This is a genomic window from Streptomyces platensis, assembly GCF_008704855.1.
GTDB lineage: Bacteria > Actinomycetota > Actinomycetes > Streptomycetales > Streptomycetaceae > Streptomyces > Streptomyces platensis.
The window spans coordinates 6436954-6451704 of sequence record NZ_CP023691.1; the positions used below are offsets into that span (position 1 = coordinate 6436954).

The following is a 14751-nucleotide window of genomic DNA, read 5'->3' on the forward strand; positions in this document are numbered from 1 at the left end:
CCCTGTGGCCTGTACGCATGCACCCGGGAGGAGGCCAGATGAGACTGCTGCTCGTCGAGGATGACGATCATGTGGCCGCGGCCCTGTCCGCGGTGCTCGCCAAGCACGGCCTGGCCGTCGTGCATGCGCGCAACGGCGAGGACGCGCTCAAGGCCCTGCTGCCCGACGACGGGGAGCCGTTCGCGGTGGTGCTGCTCGACCTCGGGCTGCCCGACCAGGACGGTTTCGAGGTGTGCGGCCGGATCCGCAAGCTCTGTGCCACCCCCGTCATCATGGTCACCGCGCGCTCCGATGTGCGCTCGCGCATCCACGGGCTCAACCTCGGCGCGGACGACTATGTCGTCAAGCCGTACGACACCGGTGAGCTGCTGGCCCGTATCCACGCGGTGAGCCGGCGCAACGCACCCGGCGGCGGTGAGCAGCCCGCCGAGGAGAGCACCGCCGACGAGGCGCTGCGCCTGGGCGCGGTCACCGTTGAACTCTCCACCCGCCAGGTGGCGGTGGACGGCGCCGCGGTCCCGCTCACCCGCAAGGAGTTCGACCTGCTCGCGCTGCTCGCCCAGCGCCCCGGTGTGGTCTTCCGCCGGGAGCAGATCATCAGCGAGGTGTGGCGCACGAGCTGGGAGGGCACCGGCCGGACCCTGGAGGTGCATATCGCCTCACTCCGCGCCAAACTGCGCATGCCCGCGCTGATCGAGACGGTGCGCGGGGTCGGCTACCGCCTGGTCGTTCCGGCCGCCGGCCCAGGGGCGCGGGCGTCTGCCGCCCCGGCCTCCTGAAGGCCGCCGCGACCACGTGCGCACCCGACTCCTCCCGCTGCTCATCGTCCTCATGGCCGGTGTCCTGCTCGCGCTCGGCATCCCCCTCGGCGTCATCACGGCCGGGGTGGAGCAGCAGCGGGTGGTCGTCGACCGGATCGACGACGCCGCCCGCTTCGCCTCCCTCGCCCAGTTCGTCACCGCCCGCCCCGACGCGGACGAACGGAACAAGACCCCGGAGGAGGACGAGCGGCGCGCCACCCTCCGTACCGAGCTCGCGCGCTACTACGACCTCTACGGCATACGTGCCGGTGTCTTCTACCGCGATCGCACCCCCATGGCCGCCGCCCCCGTCGGCCTGCCGGTACCCCAGGACGGCGAGGCCGCACGCGCCTTCAGCGAGGCGCTGGCCGGCCGCCGCAGCCATGACCCGCACCAGGTCTGGCCCTGGGACGACAAGGGCCGCATCCCGGTCGCCTCACCGGTGATCCGCGACGGCGATGTGGTCGCCGTCGTCATGACCGACTCACCCACGGGGCAGCTGCGCTCGCACGTCCTGCGCGGCTGGCTGCTGATCGCGGCCGGCGAGTGCGCGGCCATGCTCGTGGCCGTGGCCGCGGCCTTCCGCCTCACGGGCTGGGTGCTGCGGCCCGTACGGGTCCTGGACGCGGCCAGCCACGACATCGCCACCGGCCGGATGAACGCCCGGGTCGCCGCCACCGCGGGCCCGCCCGAACTGCGCCGGCTGGCCCGCTCGTTCAACGAGATGGCCGACAACGTCGAGGACGTCCTGGAGCAGCAGCGCGCCTTTGTCGCCGACGCGTCCCACCAGCTGCGCAACCCGCTGGCCGCGCTGCTGCTGCGGATCGAGCTGCTGGCCCTCGAACTCCCCGACGGCAACGCGGAGATCGCCGCGGTCCGCACCGAGGGCAAACGCCTGGCCCGGGTCCTGGACGATCTGCTCGACCTCGCCCTCGCCGAACACACCGCCGCCGACCTCCAGCTCACCGATGTCGCGGCGCTGGCCGCCGGCCGCGTCGACTCCTGGCATCCGCTGGCCGACGACAAGGGCGTCGGCCTCACCTACGAGGGGCAGAGCGCCGTCACCGGCTGGGCCGACCCGGTGGCCCTCTCCAGCGCCCTGGACGCCGTGATCGACAACGCCCTGAAGTTCACCCCGGAGGGCCGTCCGGTCACCGTCGGCGTCGCACCGGACGGCGAGCGTGTCCACGTCACCGTCGCCGACCGGGGCCCCGGCCTCACCGACGACGAGCTCTCCCGGGTCGGTGACCGCTTCTGGCGCAGCGGCCGCCACCAGAACGTCTCCGGATCGGGACTCGGCCTGTCGATCACCCGCGCGCTGCTCACCGCGGGCGGCGCCACCATCAGCTACGCCCCGCATCCGCCGCACGGGCTGAAGGTCACCGTGACCGTGCCGCGCACCGCACCGTGAGGGAGCCGGTGCGCAGGAGCCGACGGCCCCGCCGACTGTGCTACCGTCGATGACGTTGCAGTTGTGGTACCCATGAACTATGTGCGCGCCCGGAGGCTGGATGCCCCGGGCGTTCCTTGTTTTCCCGGACCTGTTCCGGTGTGGGGCAATCATCTCGGCGACAAGGAGGCCGTGCAGTACGGTCTCCCGTTTGCCCCATGAAGGAGAAAAACATGGCTTCCGGCACCGTCAAGTGGTTCAACTCGGAAAAGGGCTTCGGCTTCATCGAGCAGGACGGCGGCGGCCCCGACGTCTTCGCCCACTACTCGAACATCAACGCGCAGGGCTTCCGTGAGCTCCTCGAGGGCCAGAAGGTCACCTTCGACGTGACCCAGGGCCCCAAGGGCCCGCAGGCGGAGAACATCGCCGCTGCCTGACGCACCGCGTCCCGTGAGCGGGGCCCGCACCGGTACGCCCGGTGCGGGCCCCGCTCCGTTGGCGGACCGGCCCCTGGACCGACCCCTGGGCGGACGCCTCAGGGCTTCTGCGACACGTAATAGCGCCGGGCCCCGGTGTGCAGCTCCAGCGGGTCGGTGAACACCGCCGTCCGCAGATCCACCTTCTGCGCGGCATGCACCTGGCGGCCGATCCAGTCCCGGCTGTCGATGACGGTCCGGGTGATGCCCTCGGTCAGCGCGGCGTCCTCGCGGTCCGTTGTCACCAGCAGATTCGCCACCGCGATCGTCTTCACCGCCTGCCCGCCCTGGGCCTTCGGGTAGGCGTCGGCGGGCATCACCGCGGCCCGGTAGTAGCGGGTGCGCTCGCCCTGCCGGTGCAGCGCCTCGCTCAGATCCCCGAGCTGGACCAGCCGCACCGGGAAGCGCTGCGCCAGCCGCTGCACCGCCGTCGTCGGCAGCCCGCCGGACCAGAAGAAGGCGTCCAGCTTGTGCTGCTCCAGCAGCTGCGGCATCCGGTCGATACCGACCCGCACCGGCTTGATGTCCCTCGCGAAGTCCAGCCCGGCCGCCTCCAGCAGGCGCCGGGTGAGCAGCTGGACGCCGGAGCCGTCGGTCCCGACCCCGACCCGCAGCCGCCGCAGATCCTTCGTCGAGCGCACCGCGGAGTCCTTCGGCACCACCAGCTGCGCGTAGTCGTCGTACAGCCGCGCACAGGCCCGCAGCCGGTCCGCGCCCGGCTCGCCCCTGATCTTGTACGTGGCGACCGCGTCCGCCGTCGCGATGCCGTACTCCGCGCGCCCGGCGACCAGCTGCCGCAGATTGTCGATCGAGCCCTCGCTGCGGGCCAGCCGCAGATCCACGTCCGGCAGATCATGGGCCAGATCCTGCTTCAGCAGCTCCCCGTAGCGCGCGTAGACGCCGGTCGGGACGCCCGTCGCCAGCGTCACCCGGCCCCCGGGCGCGGGCGTACCGCCGGTCGACATCAGCCACCACAGCCCCAGCCCGAGGGCGACCAGTGCCGCGATCGCCGCCTGGAAGGCCCGGCGACCGGCGCCGGGGAGTGCTGTGAACATGAGCGGGATCCTGCCAGGACCGCGGCGGGAAAGGGAGGGGTGGGGCCGGTCCCATGAGGTCACCGGTGTCCGGACCGGCTCTCCCGGCTGCCGGCGCGGCACGGTCCGCCGCCCGCGGGGGCCGGGAACGGACGGTCGTCACGGCCCGGGTACCCGACCGCGCTTGCACCCGCAACAGCAGTTGTTACGGTGGCGAAGTGGCGCCCGGTACGCTCCGGCGGCAGCGGGCAGCCCCTCCCTGCCTGGACCCAGCGGGGACCCGGCACGTCCCCCCCACTGCGCGCCCGCAGGCGCGCGCCAAGAGAATCCCTCCACCCTCAGCGCACCGGCGCCGGTGCCCCCCACCACGGCCCTCTGATGCGCCGGTGCGGGAAGCGACACCTCATGAAACCGCCCACCGCACTGCGGCCCGACACCCGTGCCCGGTCCGAGGCCGTCCGCCCACCCCCCGTCGCGGCCGATGCCGGGCTGCTCCTCCTGCGGCTGACCGTGGGACTGATCCTGGCCGGCCACGGTGCCCAGAAGCTCTTCGGGCTCTTCGGCGGCCGGGGCCTCGACATCACCGCCAAGGGCTTCGCATCGCTCGGCTACCGGCCCGGCACCTTCTTCGCCGGCCTCGCCGGAGCCTCGGAAGTCCTCGGCGGCCTCGGCCTCGCCCTGGGACTGCTCACCCCCCTGGCAGCCGCCGCACTGATCGGCGTGATGATCAATGCCGTGGTCCTGGCGGCGCCCAAGGGCCTCTGGGCGGAAACCGGCGGCCTCGAATATCCGCTGACCATCGCCGTCGTCGCACTGACCATCGCGGCCACCGGCCCCGGCCGCTACGCCCTCGACCGGCCCTTCCGCTGGGGGCACGGCGGCTGGCGCAGTGCGGCCTTCTCCCTGGGAGCCGGCGGCCTCGGCGCCGCCCTCGTGCTGGCCCTCTGAGCGGACCTCCTGGCCTTCCCGCGCCCGGTACCGGATGATCCCGGCCGGGCCTCCGGCGTCAGGAGGTACTTCCGGCACCGCCTACCCTTGTGGCATGAGCAGCAGTGACCGGAGCCAGGCAGTGGGCGTCAACAAGAGTTACGAGATCCGCACCTACGGGTGCCAGATGAACGTCCACGACTCCGAGCGGTTGTCCGGCCTGCTGGAAGAGGCCGGATACGTGCCCGCGCCCAAGGACGGCGACGGCGCCGATGTCGTGGTCTTCAACACCTGCGCGGTGCGCGAGAACGCCGACAACCGGCTCTACGGCAACCTCGGTCAGCTCGCCCCGAAGAAGGCCGCGCGGCCCGGGATGCAGATCGCCGTGGGCGGCTGTCTCGCCCAGAAGGACCGCGACACCATCGTCAAGAAGGCCCCCTGGGTCGACGTGGTCTTCGGGACCCACAACATCGGCAAGCTGCCGGTGCTGCTGGAGCGCGCCCGCGTCCAGGAAGAGGCGCAGGTCGAGATCGCCGAATCGCTGGAGGCGTTCCCCTCGACCCTGCCCACCCGGCGGGAGAGCGCCTACGCGGCCTGGGTCTCCATCTCCGTGGGCTGCAACAACACCTGCACCTTCTGCATCGTGCCCGCGCTCCGTGGCAAGGAGAAGGACCGCCGGCCCGGCGACATCCTGGCCGAGATCGAGGCGCTGGTCTCCGAGGGCGTCAGCGAGATCACCCTGCTCGGCCAGAACGTCAACGCCTACGGCTCCGACATCGGCGACCGCGAGGCCTTCAGCAAGCTGCTGCGCGCCTGCGGCACGATCGAGGGCCTGGAGCGGGTCCGCTTCACCTCCCCGCACCCCCGCGACTTCACCGACGACGTCATCGCCGCCATGGCCGAGACGCCGAACGCGATGCCGCAGCTCCACATGCCGCTCCAGTCCGGCTCCGACCGCGTCCTGAAGGCGATGCGCCGCTCGTACCGCCAGGAGCGCTTCCTCGGCATCATCGAGAAGGTGCGGGCCGCGATGCCGGACGCCGCCATCTCCACGGACATCATCGTCGGCTTCCCCGGCGAGACCGAGGAGGACTTCGAGCAGACCCTGCACACGGTCCGCGAGTCCCGCTTCGCCCAGGCCTTCACCTTCCAGTACTCCAAGCGCCCCGGCACCCCGGCCGCCGACATGGAGGGCCAGATCCCCAAGGCCGTCGTCCAGGAGCGCTACGAGCGCCTGGTCGCCCTCCAGGAGGAGATCTCCTGGGCGGAGAACAAGAAGCAGGTCGGCCGCACCCTGGAGGTCCTGGTCGCCGAGGGCGAGGGCCGCAAGGACGAGGCGACCCACCGGCTGTCCGGCCGCGCCGCCGACAACCGGCTGGTCCACTTCACCCGCCCCGACGAGCCGGTCCGCCCCGGCGACGTGGTGACCGTCGAGATCACCTACGCCGCTCCGCACCACCTCCTGGCGGAGGGCCCGGCCAAGGCGGTCCGCCGCACCCGCGCCGGGGACGCCTGGGAGAAGCGCAACGCCGCCCCTGCGGACAAGCCCACGGGCGTCCTGCTGGGCCTGCCCACCATCGGGGCCCCGGCACCGAGCCCGGCGCCCGCCGCCGGCTGCGGCTGCGACTGACCCGGCCGCGCGCAGGCGGTCCCGGGGCACGGCGACCCGCCCCGCACCAGGGGGCGTTACGCTGCGTGTCATGCTCGTAGCCGCCGCCCTCTGCCCCTGCCCGCCGCTGCTCGTCCCGGAGGTGGCCGCCGGGGCGGCGCCCGAACTCGACGCACTGCGCGCCGCCTGTCTGGACGCGATCGGCGTGCTCGCCGCGGCCCGCCCCGACCGGCTGGTCGTCCTCGGGCCCACCGACGAGGCCGGCAGCGGCCCGTACCCCCAGGGGGCCATCGGTTCCTTCCGCGGCTTCGGGGTGGACCTCGAGGTGCCGCTGGGCGCCGCGGAGACCGCACCGGAGCGGGAACTCCCGCCGTCGCTGTCCGTCGGCGCCTGGCTGCTGTCCCGTACGGACTGGGACGACGCCCCCGTGGAAGGGCTGGGAGTGGCGCAGTCGCTGCCCCGCGACCGCTGCCTCGAACTGGGCCGGGAGATCGCCGCGGCCGCTCCCCGGGTCGCCCTGCTGGTGCTGGGGGACGGCAGCGCCTGCCGGACGGTGAAGGCGCCCGGCTACTTCGACGAGCGGGCCGAGCCCTTCGACGCCGAGGTGGCCCGCGCCCTGGGCGGCGCCGACCTCGCCGCACTGACCGCACTCGACGAGGAGCGGGCCGCCGGCCTCCAGGCGTCCGGACGGGCCTGCTGGCAGGCCCTGGCGGGGGCGGCGGAGAACGCTGACCGGAGCGGCCGGCTGCTCCGCGAGGAGGCCCCCTACGGGGTGGGCTACTTCGTGGCGGCCTGGTCGTAGCGCGGCCGCACGACGGGTACGCCCACGGCCGCGAGGCGCTCCGCCCGCGGCCGTTGTGGCGGTGCTCCGGTCAGCGCGCCTGGTGCCGCGCGCTCTCGCTGTCCGCGGCGGCCTCCACCGACTGCTGCCGGGGAATCCCGGCGCTCTCACCGGCCTTCTCGCCGGCCTGCTCCGCGCGCGGCGTCCCGGCGTCCGCCGCCTCCGCTGCCGCGTCGCCGGACGCTTCCGGCGCAGCCGCGGCGTCCTCCGCTTCCTGCGCATCCCCGGCGTCCGGGGCGGCCGCCGCCGGGCGCTCGGTGCCGTCCGCGGCTTCTTCGGCCTGATCGGCGTGACCGGCGTGACCGGCGTGACCGGCGTGATCGGCGTCCTCGGACTGCGCCGGAACGGCCGGCGCCGTCGGCTCCTCCACCTCGGCCGCCACCGCCGTAGTGGCACTCTCCTCCGTCAGCGCCTCGGACTTACGGCGGCGAAACCGCGAAAACACACCCATAACTGCTCCTACGCTCTTCAGGTGGCGACGTCCCGGTCCGCCCGGGAGCGGACCGTTGCGCCGCCCGCGGGCGCCGGGTGCTGCGCCGGCTCTCGGGACCTCGCAACAGGCAACGAGGTCATCGGTGGCCCGTCACGTCGCTCGTTCGAGATGGGGGCGTGATGTTTGCGAGACTGACGGGGTGAACACCGTCGTTCCCGCTCCGCGGGTCATCGCCGTCGTCGGTCCCACCGCGGCCGGAAAGTCCGATCTGGGCGTCGCGCTCGCACAACACGTGGGGGGCGAGGTCATCAACGCCGACTCCATGCAGCTCTACCGCGGCATGGACATCGGCACCGCCAAACTCACGCCCGAGGAGCAGCAGGGCGTCCCGCACCGCCTCCTGGACATCTGGGACGTGACCCGCGCCGCCAACGTCGCCGAGTACCAGCGGCTGGCCCGCGCCGAGATCGACCGGCTGCTCGCCGAGGGCCGCACCCCGGTCCTGGTCGGCGGCTCCGGCCTCTACGTACGCGGCGCCATCGACGCGCTCGACTTCCCCGGCACCGACCCGGAGGTGCGCGCCCGCCTGGAGGCCGAACTCGCCGAACTGGGCAGCGGCCCCCTCCACGCCCGGCTGGCCGCCGCCGACCCCGAGGCCGGCCGCGCGATCCTGGCGAGCAACGGCCGCCGCATCGTGCGCGCCCTGGAGGTCATCGAGATCACCGGCCGCCCCTTCACCGCCAACCTCCCCGGCCACGAAGCGGTCTACAACACCCTCCAGATCGGCGTCGATGTCGCACGCCCCGAACTCGACGAGCGGATCGCGCGGCGGGTCGACCGTATGTGGGAGGCGGGCCTGGTCGACGAGGTGCGCCGGCTGGAGGGCGAGGGGCTGCGCGAGGGCCGTACGGCGTCCCGGGCGCTCGGCTACCAGCAGGTGCTCGCCCAGCTCGCGGGGGAGTGCACCGAGCAGCAGGCGCGCGACGAGACGGTGCGCGCCACCAAGCGCTTCGCGCGCCGCCAGGACTCGTGGTTCCGCCGGGACCCGCGGGTCCACTGGCTCAGCGGCGCCGCCGAGCACCGGGGAGAACTTCCTGGACAGGCACTGGCGTTGCTCGAACGACCGGTCACAGCCTGATCACGTCATGGCATCGGGACGCTCAGGCCGTCATCCGGGCCCCTGAGGGCGTGTCATCATCGACCTTCGATCGAGGCGTGCAGTCTGTAGTGGGGAGGGCGCGTGGCAATGGAGGCCGGCCCTCGCAACGGAGCGCAGCAACCGGACAGCGGCGCCGACACGGCTCCCCTGACCGACGACGGTCCCGGCACCGGCGACGGCCTGTCCGGCCCTGACGGGGTCGGCAGCGGACCGCTCACCGACCCGGACACCCTGGACGACTCCGACGCCCCGGACGACGGCCCCGGGGAGGGCGGCGAGTCCTTCCGGGAGCTGCGCCCGCCGCGCCGGCTGCGGCTGTGGCAGCTGGCCCCGATCGTCACGCTCGCCGCCCTCGGCTCGCTGATGTTCGCCTTCCCGCTCGCCTTCGAGCTGGGCGGCGACGGCGGCGCGATGATCGCGATGCTCGGCCTGCTGCTGTGCTGCTGCGCCGCGGGCTGGGGCATGATGGCCGCCCGCCGCGTCGGCTACACCTGGCCCGGCCTCCCCGCGCAGGGCTCCGGCCGCCGCGCCTGCTGGCGCGTGGTGCTGATCTACACCGTCCTGGTGGCCATCCCGGCGTCGCTGGCCATCTGGCGCGTGGCCCGGCTGCGCTGAGGCGTGGCCCGGGCGGGGCGGGGCGGGCGGGCGACCGTTTCCCTGTGGCTCCCTTTGCACCCACTCGGTTTCGCGCTTCAAGGTAGGGCGCCTCATGCTTTGGCCCTTCCCGTTGTTTCCCCGCCGCCCACCCCCCTTCGGGGGGTGGGCGGGTACGGGTGAGCACCTGGCGCCCAGACCTGGGCCCCAGCACCCGGGCACCAGGGCACCAGGCCCAGCGCCAGGCCCAGCCCCCAAGGCCCCATCCACCCCTCCCCCCGCCCTCCCCGTACGATGCAGGGGTGACCAGCACGCAGCGCCTCGCCTTTCTCAAGGGCCACGGCACCGAGAACGACTTCGTGATCGTCCCCGACCCGGACGGGCGGCTCGATCTGCCCGCGACCGCCGTCGCCAGGATCTGCGACCGGCGGGCCGGCCTCGGCGGCGACGGCCTGCTGCACGTCGTACGGTCCGCCGCACACCCCGAGGCGCACGCCCAGGCCGACGAGGCCGAGTGGTTCATGGACTACCGCAACGGTGACGGCTCGATCGCCGAGATGTGCGGCAACGGCGTCCGCGTCTTCGCGCGCTATCTGCTGCACGCCGGCCTGGTCGAGGCCGGTGACCTCGCCATCGCCACCCGCGCCGGCGTACGCCGTGTGCATCTCGCCAAGACCGGCGATGTCACGGTCTCCATGGGCCGGGCCCAACTCCCCGAGGAGGGCGTCGTCGTCACCCTCGGCGGCCGCAGCTGGCCGGCCCGCAACGTGAACATGGGCAATCCGCACGCGGTCACCTTCGTCGAGGACCTGGCCCACGCCGGCGAACTGCTGGCCGTACCGCCGTTCAGCCCAGCCTCGGTTTATCCCGACGGCGTCAACGTGGAGTTCGTCGTCGACCGCGGTCCGCGCCATGTGGCGATGCGGGTCCACGAACGCGGTTCCGGCGAGACCCGCTCCTGCGGCACCGGCGCCTGCGCGGTCGCCGTCGCCACCGCCCGCCGGGACGGTGTCGACCCCGCCGAGACCGGTACGCCCGCCACGTACCGGGTCGATGTGCTCGGCGGCAGCCTGTCGATCACCGAGCGGCCCGATGGCACGGTCGAGATGACGGGCCCGGCCGAGATCGTCGCCGAGGGCACGTTCGACGCCGCCTGGCTGGCCGCCGCGCTCGCCTGACGCGCCTCGCTGCGTACCGCCTCCCGGGCCCGCTCCGGGAAAGGGTTCCGGCCAAAAGATTCGCTCGAACGGGTGATCCGTATCACGCTGAGCGAGAGGCGGACAGCGGTGCGTGATGGGCTCGGTAGCATCAAGCACCGGCCCGGGCGCCCGAACTGACGCGTTCCACCGCCGGTCGACGCTGCCGGAGGTGCCCATGAGCGCAGAGGCCACTAACCCTGGTAATCCTGGAGCAGCGGGCCGCAGGCGCGGCCGCCGCCGACTGGAACTCAGCGGGCTGCGCCGCATCGGCCGCGCCGCACTGCTCGGCCCGGCCCCGCGCGACGGCCTCCCGCACGCCCTCGAACACGTCGCCAAGGTGCACCGCGGTCACCACCCCGACGCCGACCTGGACACCCTCACCAGGGCCTATCTGCTCGCCGAGTCCTCGCACCGCGGCCAGCTGCGCAAGAGCGGCGAGCCGTACATCACCCACCCGCTCGCGGTGACCCTGATCCTCGCCGAACTCGGCGCGGAGACCACGACCTTGACCGCCTCCCTGCTCCACGACACCGTCGAGGACACGGAAGTGACGCTGGATCAGGTGCGGGAGCTGTTCGGCGCCGAGGTCTGCTATCTCGTCGACGGCGTCACCAAACTGGAGAAGGTCGACTACGGCGCGGCCGCCGAACCGGAGACCTTCCGCAAGATGCTGGTGGCGACCGGCAACGACGTCCGGGTGATGTCCATCAAGCTCGCCGACCGGCTGCACAACATGCGCACCCTCGGCGTGATGCGCCCCGAGAAGCAGGCCCGGATCGCCAAGGTGACCCGCGATGTGCTGATCCCGCTCGCCGAACGCCTCGGTGTCCAGGCGCTGAAGGCCGAGCTGGAGGACCTGGTCTTCGCGATCCTGCATCCCGAGGAGTACGCCACCACCCGGGCCCTGGTCATGGAGTACGCCTCCCGCTCCGACCCGCTCACCGCCCTCGCCCAGCGGGTGCGCACGGTCCTCGACGAGGCCGGTATCGACGCCGAAGTCCTCGTCCGGCCCCGGCACTTCGTCTCCGTCCACCGGGTGCGCCTCGCGCGCGGCGCGCTGACCGGCGCGGACCTGGGGCGGCTGCTGGTGCTGGTGGCCGAGGACGCCGACTGCTACGCGGTCCTCGGCGAGCTGCACACCTGCTTCACCCCGGTGATCTCCGAGTTCAAGGACTTCATCGCGGTCCCCAAGTTCAACCTCTACCAGTCGCTGCACACCGCGGTCACCGGCCCGTCCGGCGAGGTCGCCGAGACCCTGATCCGTACGCACCAGATGCACCGGGTCGCCGAGGCCGGGGTGATCGCGCTCGGCAACCCGTACGCGCCGACGGACGGTGTGGACGCCCCCGAGGGCGAGCGGGCCGACCCGACCCGCCCCGGCTGGCTCTCCCGGCTGCTGGAGTGGCAGCGCACCACCCCCGACCCGGACACGTTCTGGACCTCGCTGCGCGACGATCTCGCCCAGGACCGGGAGATCACCGTCTTCTGCACCGACGCCCCGCCGGACGGCTCGTCCGGCGGCACGGGGGGCGTGATCGGTCTGCCCGCCGGGGCGAGTTGCGTGGACGCCGCGTATGAACGGCACGGCGAGGGGGCGCACTGTTGCATCGGCGCGCGCGTCAATGGCCGGCTCGCCACCCTCTCCACGGTCCTGCACGACGGCGACAGCCTGGAGCTGCTGAGGGCACCGGAATCCGCGGCCGGTCCCTCGCCCGAATGGCTGGAGCACGCCCGGACCCCTGCCGCACGGCTTGCGATCACCCGGTGGCTGGCCGGGCCACGGGAGTCCTGCGCCCGCCCGGCAGCCCCCGGAGAGGGGCACGGCGCGGCGCCCCCCGACCGCCGGGCCGCAGGGCCCGACCACCCCGGAGCGGACCCGGTCGCCCACGCCTCGGTCCTCGCGGTGGCGGATCTGCCCGGCGCGTCGGTCCGGCTGGCCCGCTGCTGCACCCCGGTGCCGCCGGACGCCGTCACCGGCTTCGCCGTACGCGGCGGCACGGTCACCGTGCACCGCGCCCTGTGCCCCGTCGTGGCGCGGATGGCGGCCACCGGCCGGCAGCCGGTCGGGGTGCGCTGGCCCGGCGCCGGCCAAGGGGGCCACGGCTGCCGGGTCACCCTCCTGGCCGAGGCCTTCTGCCGGCCGCAGCTCCTGGCCGACCTCACCGAAGCCATCGCCTCCCAGGGCGCCGCCGTGGTGTCGGCCGCCGTCGAACCCCCGCACGAACAGCGGGTCCGCCACACCTACACGCTGCATCTGCCGAACGCCGCCGGGCTGCCGTCCCTGATGCGTGCCATGCGCCAAGTGCCCGGGGTCTTCGATGTGTTGCGCGCGGGGCGCGCCCGGCAGCCCGCGGCCCTGCGCCCCTGAAGGGCCCGGGGGACCGGAAGCTGACGCCCCGTCGGACGCTCCTCCGTCCGGCGGCGTAAGACGGGTGGACGATCCGCCGCCCGTTCGGGTGCCGTTTGCCCCGTCACCCGCGGGGGAGGGGGCCGCGTTGGTAGCCGTAGTGCATGTCCCTTCCCTTGCGCCGCCCGTCCCGCGACCCCGACCGCCCCGTCCCCGTCCTGCCCCGTGGCCCGAGCGGGCGGGGCCGGCGGACCGGTCTGCGGGCCGCCGCCCTTGGGCTGGCCGCGCTGGCCACCCTCGGTGTGGCCGAGCCGCCGGCCGTGGGGCCGCAGGGCCTCGGTGACCGACTCTTCCCCACCCTCGGCAACACCGGCTACGACGTCACGTCCTATGACGTCTCCCTGGACTACTCCGGCCACAACGACCGGCCGCTGAACGTCACCACCCAGATCACCGCCCGCGCCACCGATGAGCTCGATCACCTCAACCTCGACTTCGCCCGCGGCGCCGTACGCTCCGTGAAGATCGGCGGCCTGGCCGCCCGGCACGAGCAGCACGGCGAGGACCTCGTGCTCACCCCGGCCTTCCACATCTCCCGGGGGCAGGATCTGAAGATCACCATCGAGCACACCAGCGACCCCGGCGGCAAGGGCGACGGCGGCTGGATCCGCACCGCCGACGGGCTGGCGATGGCCAACCAGGCCGACGCCGCACACCGGGTCTTCCCCTGCAACGACCACCCCTCCGACAAGGCCCTCTTCACCTTCCACATCACCGCGCCCCAGCAGCTGACCGCCGTCGCCAACGGGCTGCCGCTGCGCCCCGGCGCCCGCGCGGGGCGCCGCACCTGGACCTACCGCACGGACCACCCCATGGCCACCGAGCTGGCGCAGGTCTCCATCGGGAAGTCCAGCGTGCTGCTGCGCCACGGGCCGCACGGCCTGCCGATCCGCGATGTCGTACCGACCGCGGACCGGGCCGCCCTCGCGCACTGGCTGGCCAAGACCCCCGGCCACGTGACCTGGATGGAGCGCAAGGTCGGTCCCTACCCCTTCGAGGCGTACGGGGTGCTGATCGCCAACGCCAGGACCGGCTTCGAGCTGGAGACCCAGACCCTGTCGCTCTTCGAGAAGGCCCTGTTCACCGCCGGTCAGCTGCCCGACTGGTACGTCGAGTCCGTGATGGTGCACGAGCTGGCCCACCAGTGGTTCGGCAACAGCGTCAGCCCGCGCCGCTGGTCCGACGTCTGGCTCAACGAGGCCCATGCCACCTGGTACGAGGCCCTCTTCGCCCAGGAGAAGGGCGACCGCCGGGCCTCGCTGGAGGCCCGTATGCGGCACGCCTACGAGCAGTCCGACGGCTGGCGCGCCGAGGGCGGACCGCCCGCCGCGCCCAAGGCCCCCAGCCCGGGGGAGAAGATCAGCATCTTCCGCCCGGTCGTCTACGACGGCAGTGCGCTGGTCCTCTACGCCCTGCGGCAGAAGATCGGCCCCGCCGCCTTCGACCGGATCGAACGCGAGTGGGTGTCCCGGCACCGCGACGGGGTGGCCGACACCGCCGACTTCGTCCAGCTGGCCTCCCAGGTGTCCGGGCAGGACCTCACCGCCTTCTTCCAGGGGTGGCTCTACGGCGAGCGGACCCCGCCGATGCCCGGGCACCCGCAGTGGCAGCCCAGGAAGGGCGCGGACAAGCCCGGCGCCAAGGGAGCCGCCCCCGGCCCCGGTGCCAAGAAGCCCGCTCCGACCCCCGGCGGACCCAAGGCGGCCGCCGGCAGCCCCGGTAAACCCGCGTGACGGCCCTCTCCGGCCGTGGGACCATCGTCAGGTCGGCTCCGGCCCGGCCGGGGAATCTCCCGGACGGCTCGGACGTTGACATCAGCGACGGTCGCGGCATCACCGCGGCGGTCGCCATGACGACAGTCCCGGAGGGGCCGCCAGGTCCC

13 protein-coding genes are annotated in these 14751 nt (G+C 73.5%); 11 read left to right on the forward strand and 2 right to left on the reverse strand.

Annotated elements, in window-relative coordinates; all coding sequences use genetic code 11:
• Positions 1-38: 38 nt before the first annotated feature.
• The 3 genes from CP981_RS28575 (at position 39) to CP981_RS28585 (ending at position 2627) form a co-directional block, all read left to right on the forward strand.
• Positions 39-779: a response regulator transcription factor gene (locus CP981_RS28575; protein ID WP_085925248.1), complete on the forward strand. Its 741-nt coding sequence runs from the start codon at positions 39-41 to the stop codon at positions 777-779.
• Between the two features lie 16 nt (positions 780-795).
• Positions 796-2211, forward strand: coding sequence for a HAMP domain-containing sensor histidine kinase (locus tag CP981_RS28580; RefSeq protein WP_085925249.1), 1416 nt, complete (start codon positions 796-798; stop codon positions 2209-2211).
• A 212-nt stretch (positions 2212-2423) separates the two neighbouring features.
• The gene (locus CP981_RS28585; protein WP_042160117.1) at positions 2424-2627 is read left to right on the forward strand and encodes a cold-shock protein; all 204 of its coding nucleotides are present in this window, start codon (positions 2424-2426) and stop codon (positions 2625-2627) included.
• Between the two features lie 98 nt (positions 2628-2725).
• Here CP981_RS28585 and CP981_RS28590 read toward each other — a convergent pair whose 3' ends face one another.
• A complete protein-coding gene (locus tag CP981_RS28590; RefSeq protein WP_085925250.1) occupies positions 2726-3721 on the reverse strand; it encodes a TAXI family TRAP transporter solute-binding subunit in 996 nt (331 codons plus the stop codon).
• Between the two features lie 384 nt (positions 3722-4105).
• Here CP981_RS28590 and CP981_RS28595 point away from each other — a divergent pair, with 384 nt between their 5' ends.
• The 3 genes from CP981_RS28595 to CP981_RS28605 all read left to right on the forward strand — a co-directional run bounded on the left by CP981_RS28595 (position 4106) and on the right by CP981_RS28605 (position 7038).
• Positions 4106-4648 carry a DoxX family protein gene (locus CP981_RS28595; protein ID WP_085925251.1) on the forward strand — a complete coding sequence of 181 codons (543 nt, stop codon included), beginning with the start codon at positions 4106-4108 and terminating at the stop codon, positions 4646-4648.
• A gap of 94 nt (positions 4649-4742) precedes the next feature.
• Entirely contained in the window at positions 4743-6257 is a 1515-nt protein-coding gene (gene miaB, locus CP981_RS28600; RefSeq protein ID WP_085925252.1) for a tRNA (N6-isopentenyl adenosine(37)-C2)-methylthiotransferase MiaB, read from the forward strand.
• A 70-nt stretch (positions 6258-6327) separates the two neighbouring features.
• Positions 6328-7038, forward strand: coding sequence for a class III extradiol dioxygenase subunit B-like domain-containing protein (locus CP981_RS28605; RefSeq protein WP_085925253.1), 711 nt, complete (start codon positions 6328-6330; stop codon positions 7036-7038).
• A gap of 70 nt (positions 7039-7108) precedes the next feature.
• Here the strand turns inward: CP981_RS28605 and CP981_RS28610 are convergent, their stop codons facing one another.
• The gene (locus CP981_RS28610) at positions 7109-7522 is read right to left on the reverse strand and encodes a hypothetical protein (RefSeq protein ID WP_143658881.1); all 414 of its coding nucleotides are present in this window, start codon (positions 7520-7522) and stop codon (positions 7109-7111) included.
• A gap of 187 nt (positions 7523-7709) precedes the next feature.
• Here CP981_RS28610 and miaA point away from each other — a divergent pair, with 187 nt between their 5' ends.
• The 5 genes from miaA to CP981_RS28635 all read left to right on the forward strand — a co-directional run bounded on the left by miaA (position 7710) and on the right by CP981_RS28635 (position 14602).
• Positions 7710-8648 (forward strand): tRNA (adenosine(37)-N6)-dimethylallyltransferase MiaA, encoded by a 939-nt coding sequence (gene miaA, locus CP981_RS28615; RefSeq protein WP_085925255.1) that lies wholly within the window; start codon positions 7710-7712, stop codon positions 8646-8648.
• Between the two features lie 108 nt (positions 8649-8756).
• Positions 8757-9284, forward strand: a complete 528-nt coding sequence (locus tag CP981_RS28620) for a hypothetical protein (RefSeq protein ID WP_085925256.1) — start codon at positions 8757-8759, stop codon at positions 9282-9284.
• A gap of 281 nt (positions 9285-9565) precedes the next feature.
• Positions 9566-10441, forward strand: coding sequence for a diaminopimelate epimerase (dapF, locus tag CP981_RS28625; RefSeq protein ID WP_085925257.1), 876 nt, complete (start codon positions 9566-9568; stop codon positions 10439-10441).
• Between the two features lie 196 nt (positions 10442-10637).
• Positions 10638-12830, forward strand: coding sequence for a RelA/SpoT family protein (locus CP981_RS28630; protein ID WP_085925258.1), 2193 nt, complete (start codon positions 10638-10640; stop codon positions 12828-12830).
• A gap of 143 nt (positions 12831-12973) precedes the next feature.
• Complete coding sequence (locus CP981_RS28635) at positions 12974-14602, forward strand: M1 family metallopeptidase (protein WP_085925259.1); 1629 nt, start codon at positions 12974-12976, stop codon at positions 14600-14602.
• The last annotated feature ends 149 nt before the right edge of the window (positions 14603-14751 follow it).

Bases quoted from the DNA above. Each gene is read 5' to 3' on its own strand.
- CP981_RS28620 (WP_085925256.1), top strand. From the start codon at position 8,757: ATGGAGGCCGGCCCTCGCAACGGAGCGCAGCAACCGGACAGCGGCGCC.
- CP981_RS28595 (WP_085925251.1), top strand. From the start codon at position 4,106: ATGAAACCGCCCACCGCACTGCGGCCCGACACCCGTGCCCGGTCCGAG.
- miaB (WP_085925252.1), top strand. From the start codon at position 4,743: ATGAGCAGCAGTGACCGGAGCCAGGCAGTGGGCGTCAACAAGAGTTAC.
- CP981_RS28635 (WP_085925259.1), top strand. From the start codon at position 12,974: ATGTCCCTTCCCTTGCGCCGCCCGTCCCGCGACCCCGACCGCCCCGTC.
- CP981_RS28585 (WP_042160117.1), top strand. From the start codon at position 2,424: ATGGCTTCCGGCACCGTCAAGTGGTTCAACTCGGAAAAGGGCTTCGGC.
- CP981_RS28575 (WP_085925248.1), top strand. From the start codon at position 39: ATGAGACTGCTGCTCGTCGAGGATGACGATCATGTGGCCGCGGCCCTG.
- CP981_RS28605 (WP_085925253.1), top strand. From the start codon at position 6,328: ATGCTCGTAGCCGCCGCCCTCTGCCCCTGCCCGCCGCTGCTCGTCCCG.
- CP981_RS28590 (WP_085925250.1), bottom strand. From the start codon at position 3,721: ATGTTCACAGCACTCCCCGGCGCCGGTCGCCGGGCCTTCCAGGCGGCG.
- CP981_RS28630 (WP_085925258.1), top strand. From the start codon at position 10,638: ATGAGCGCAGAGGCCACTAACCCTGGTAATCCTGGAGCAGCGGGCCGC.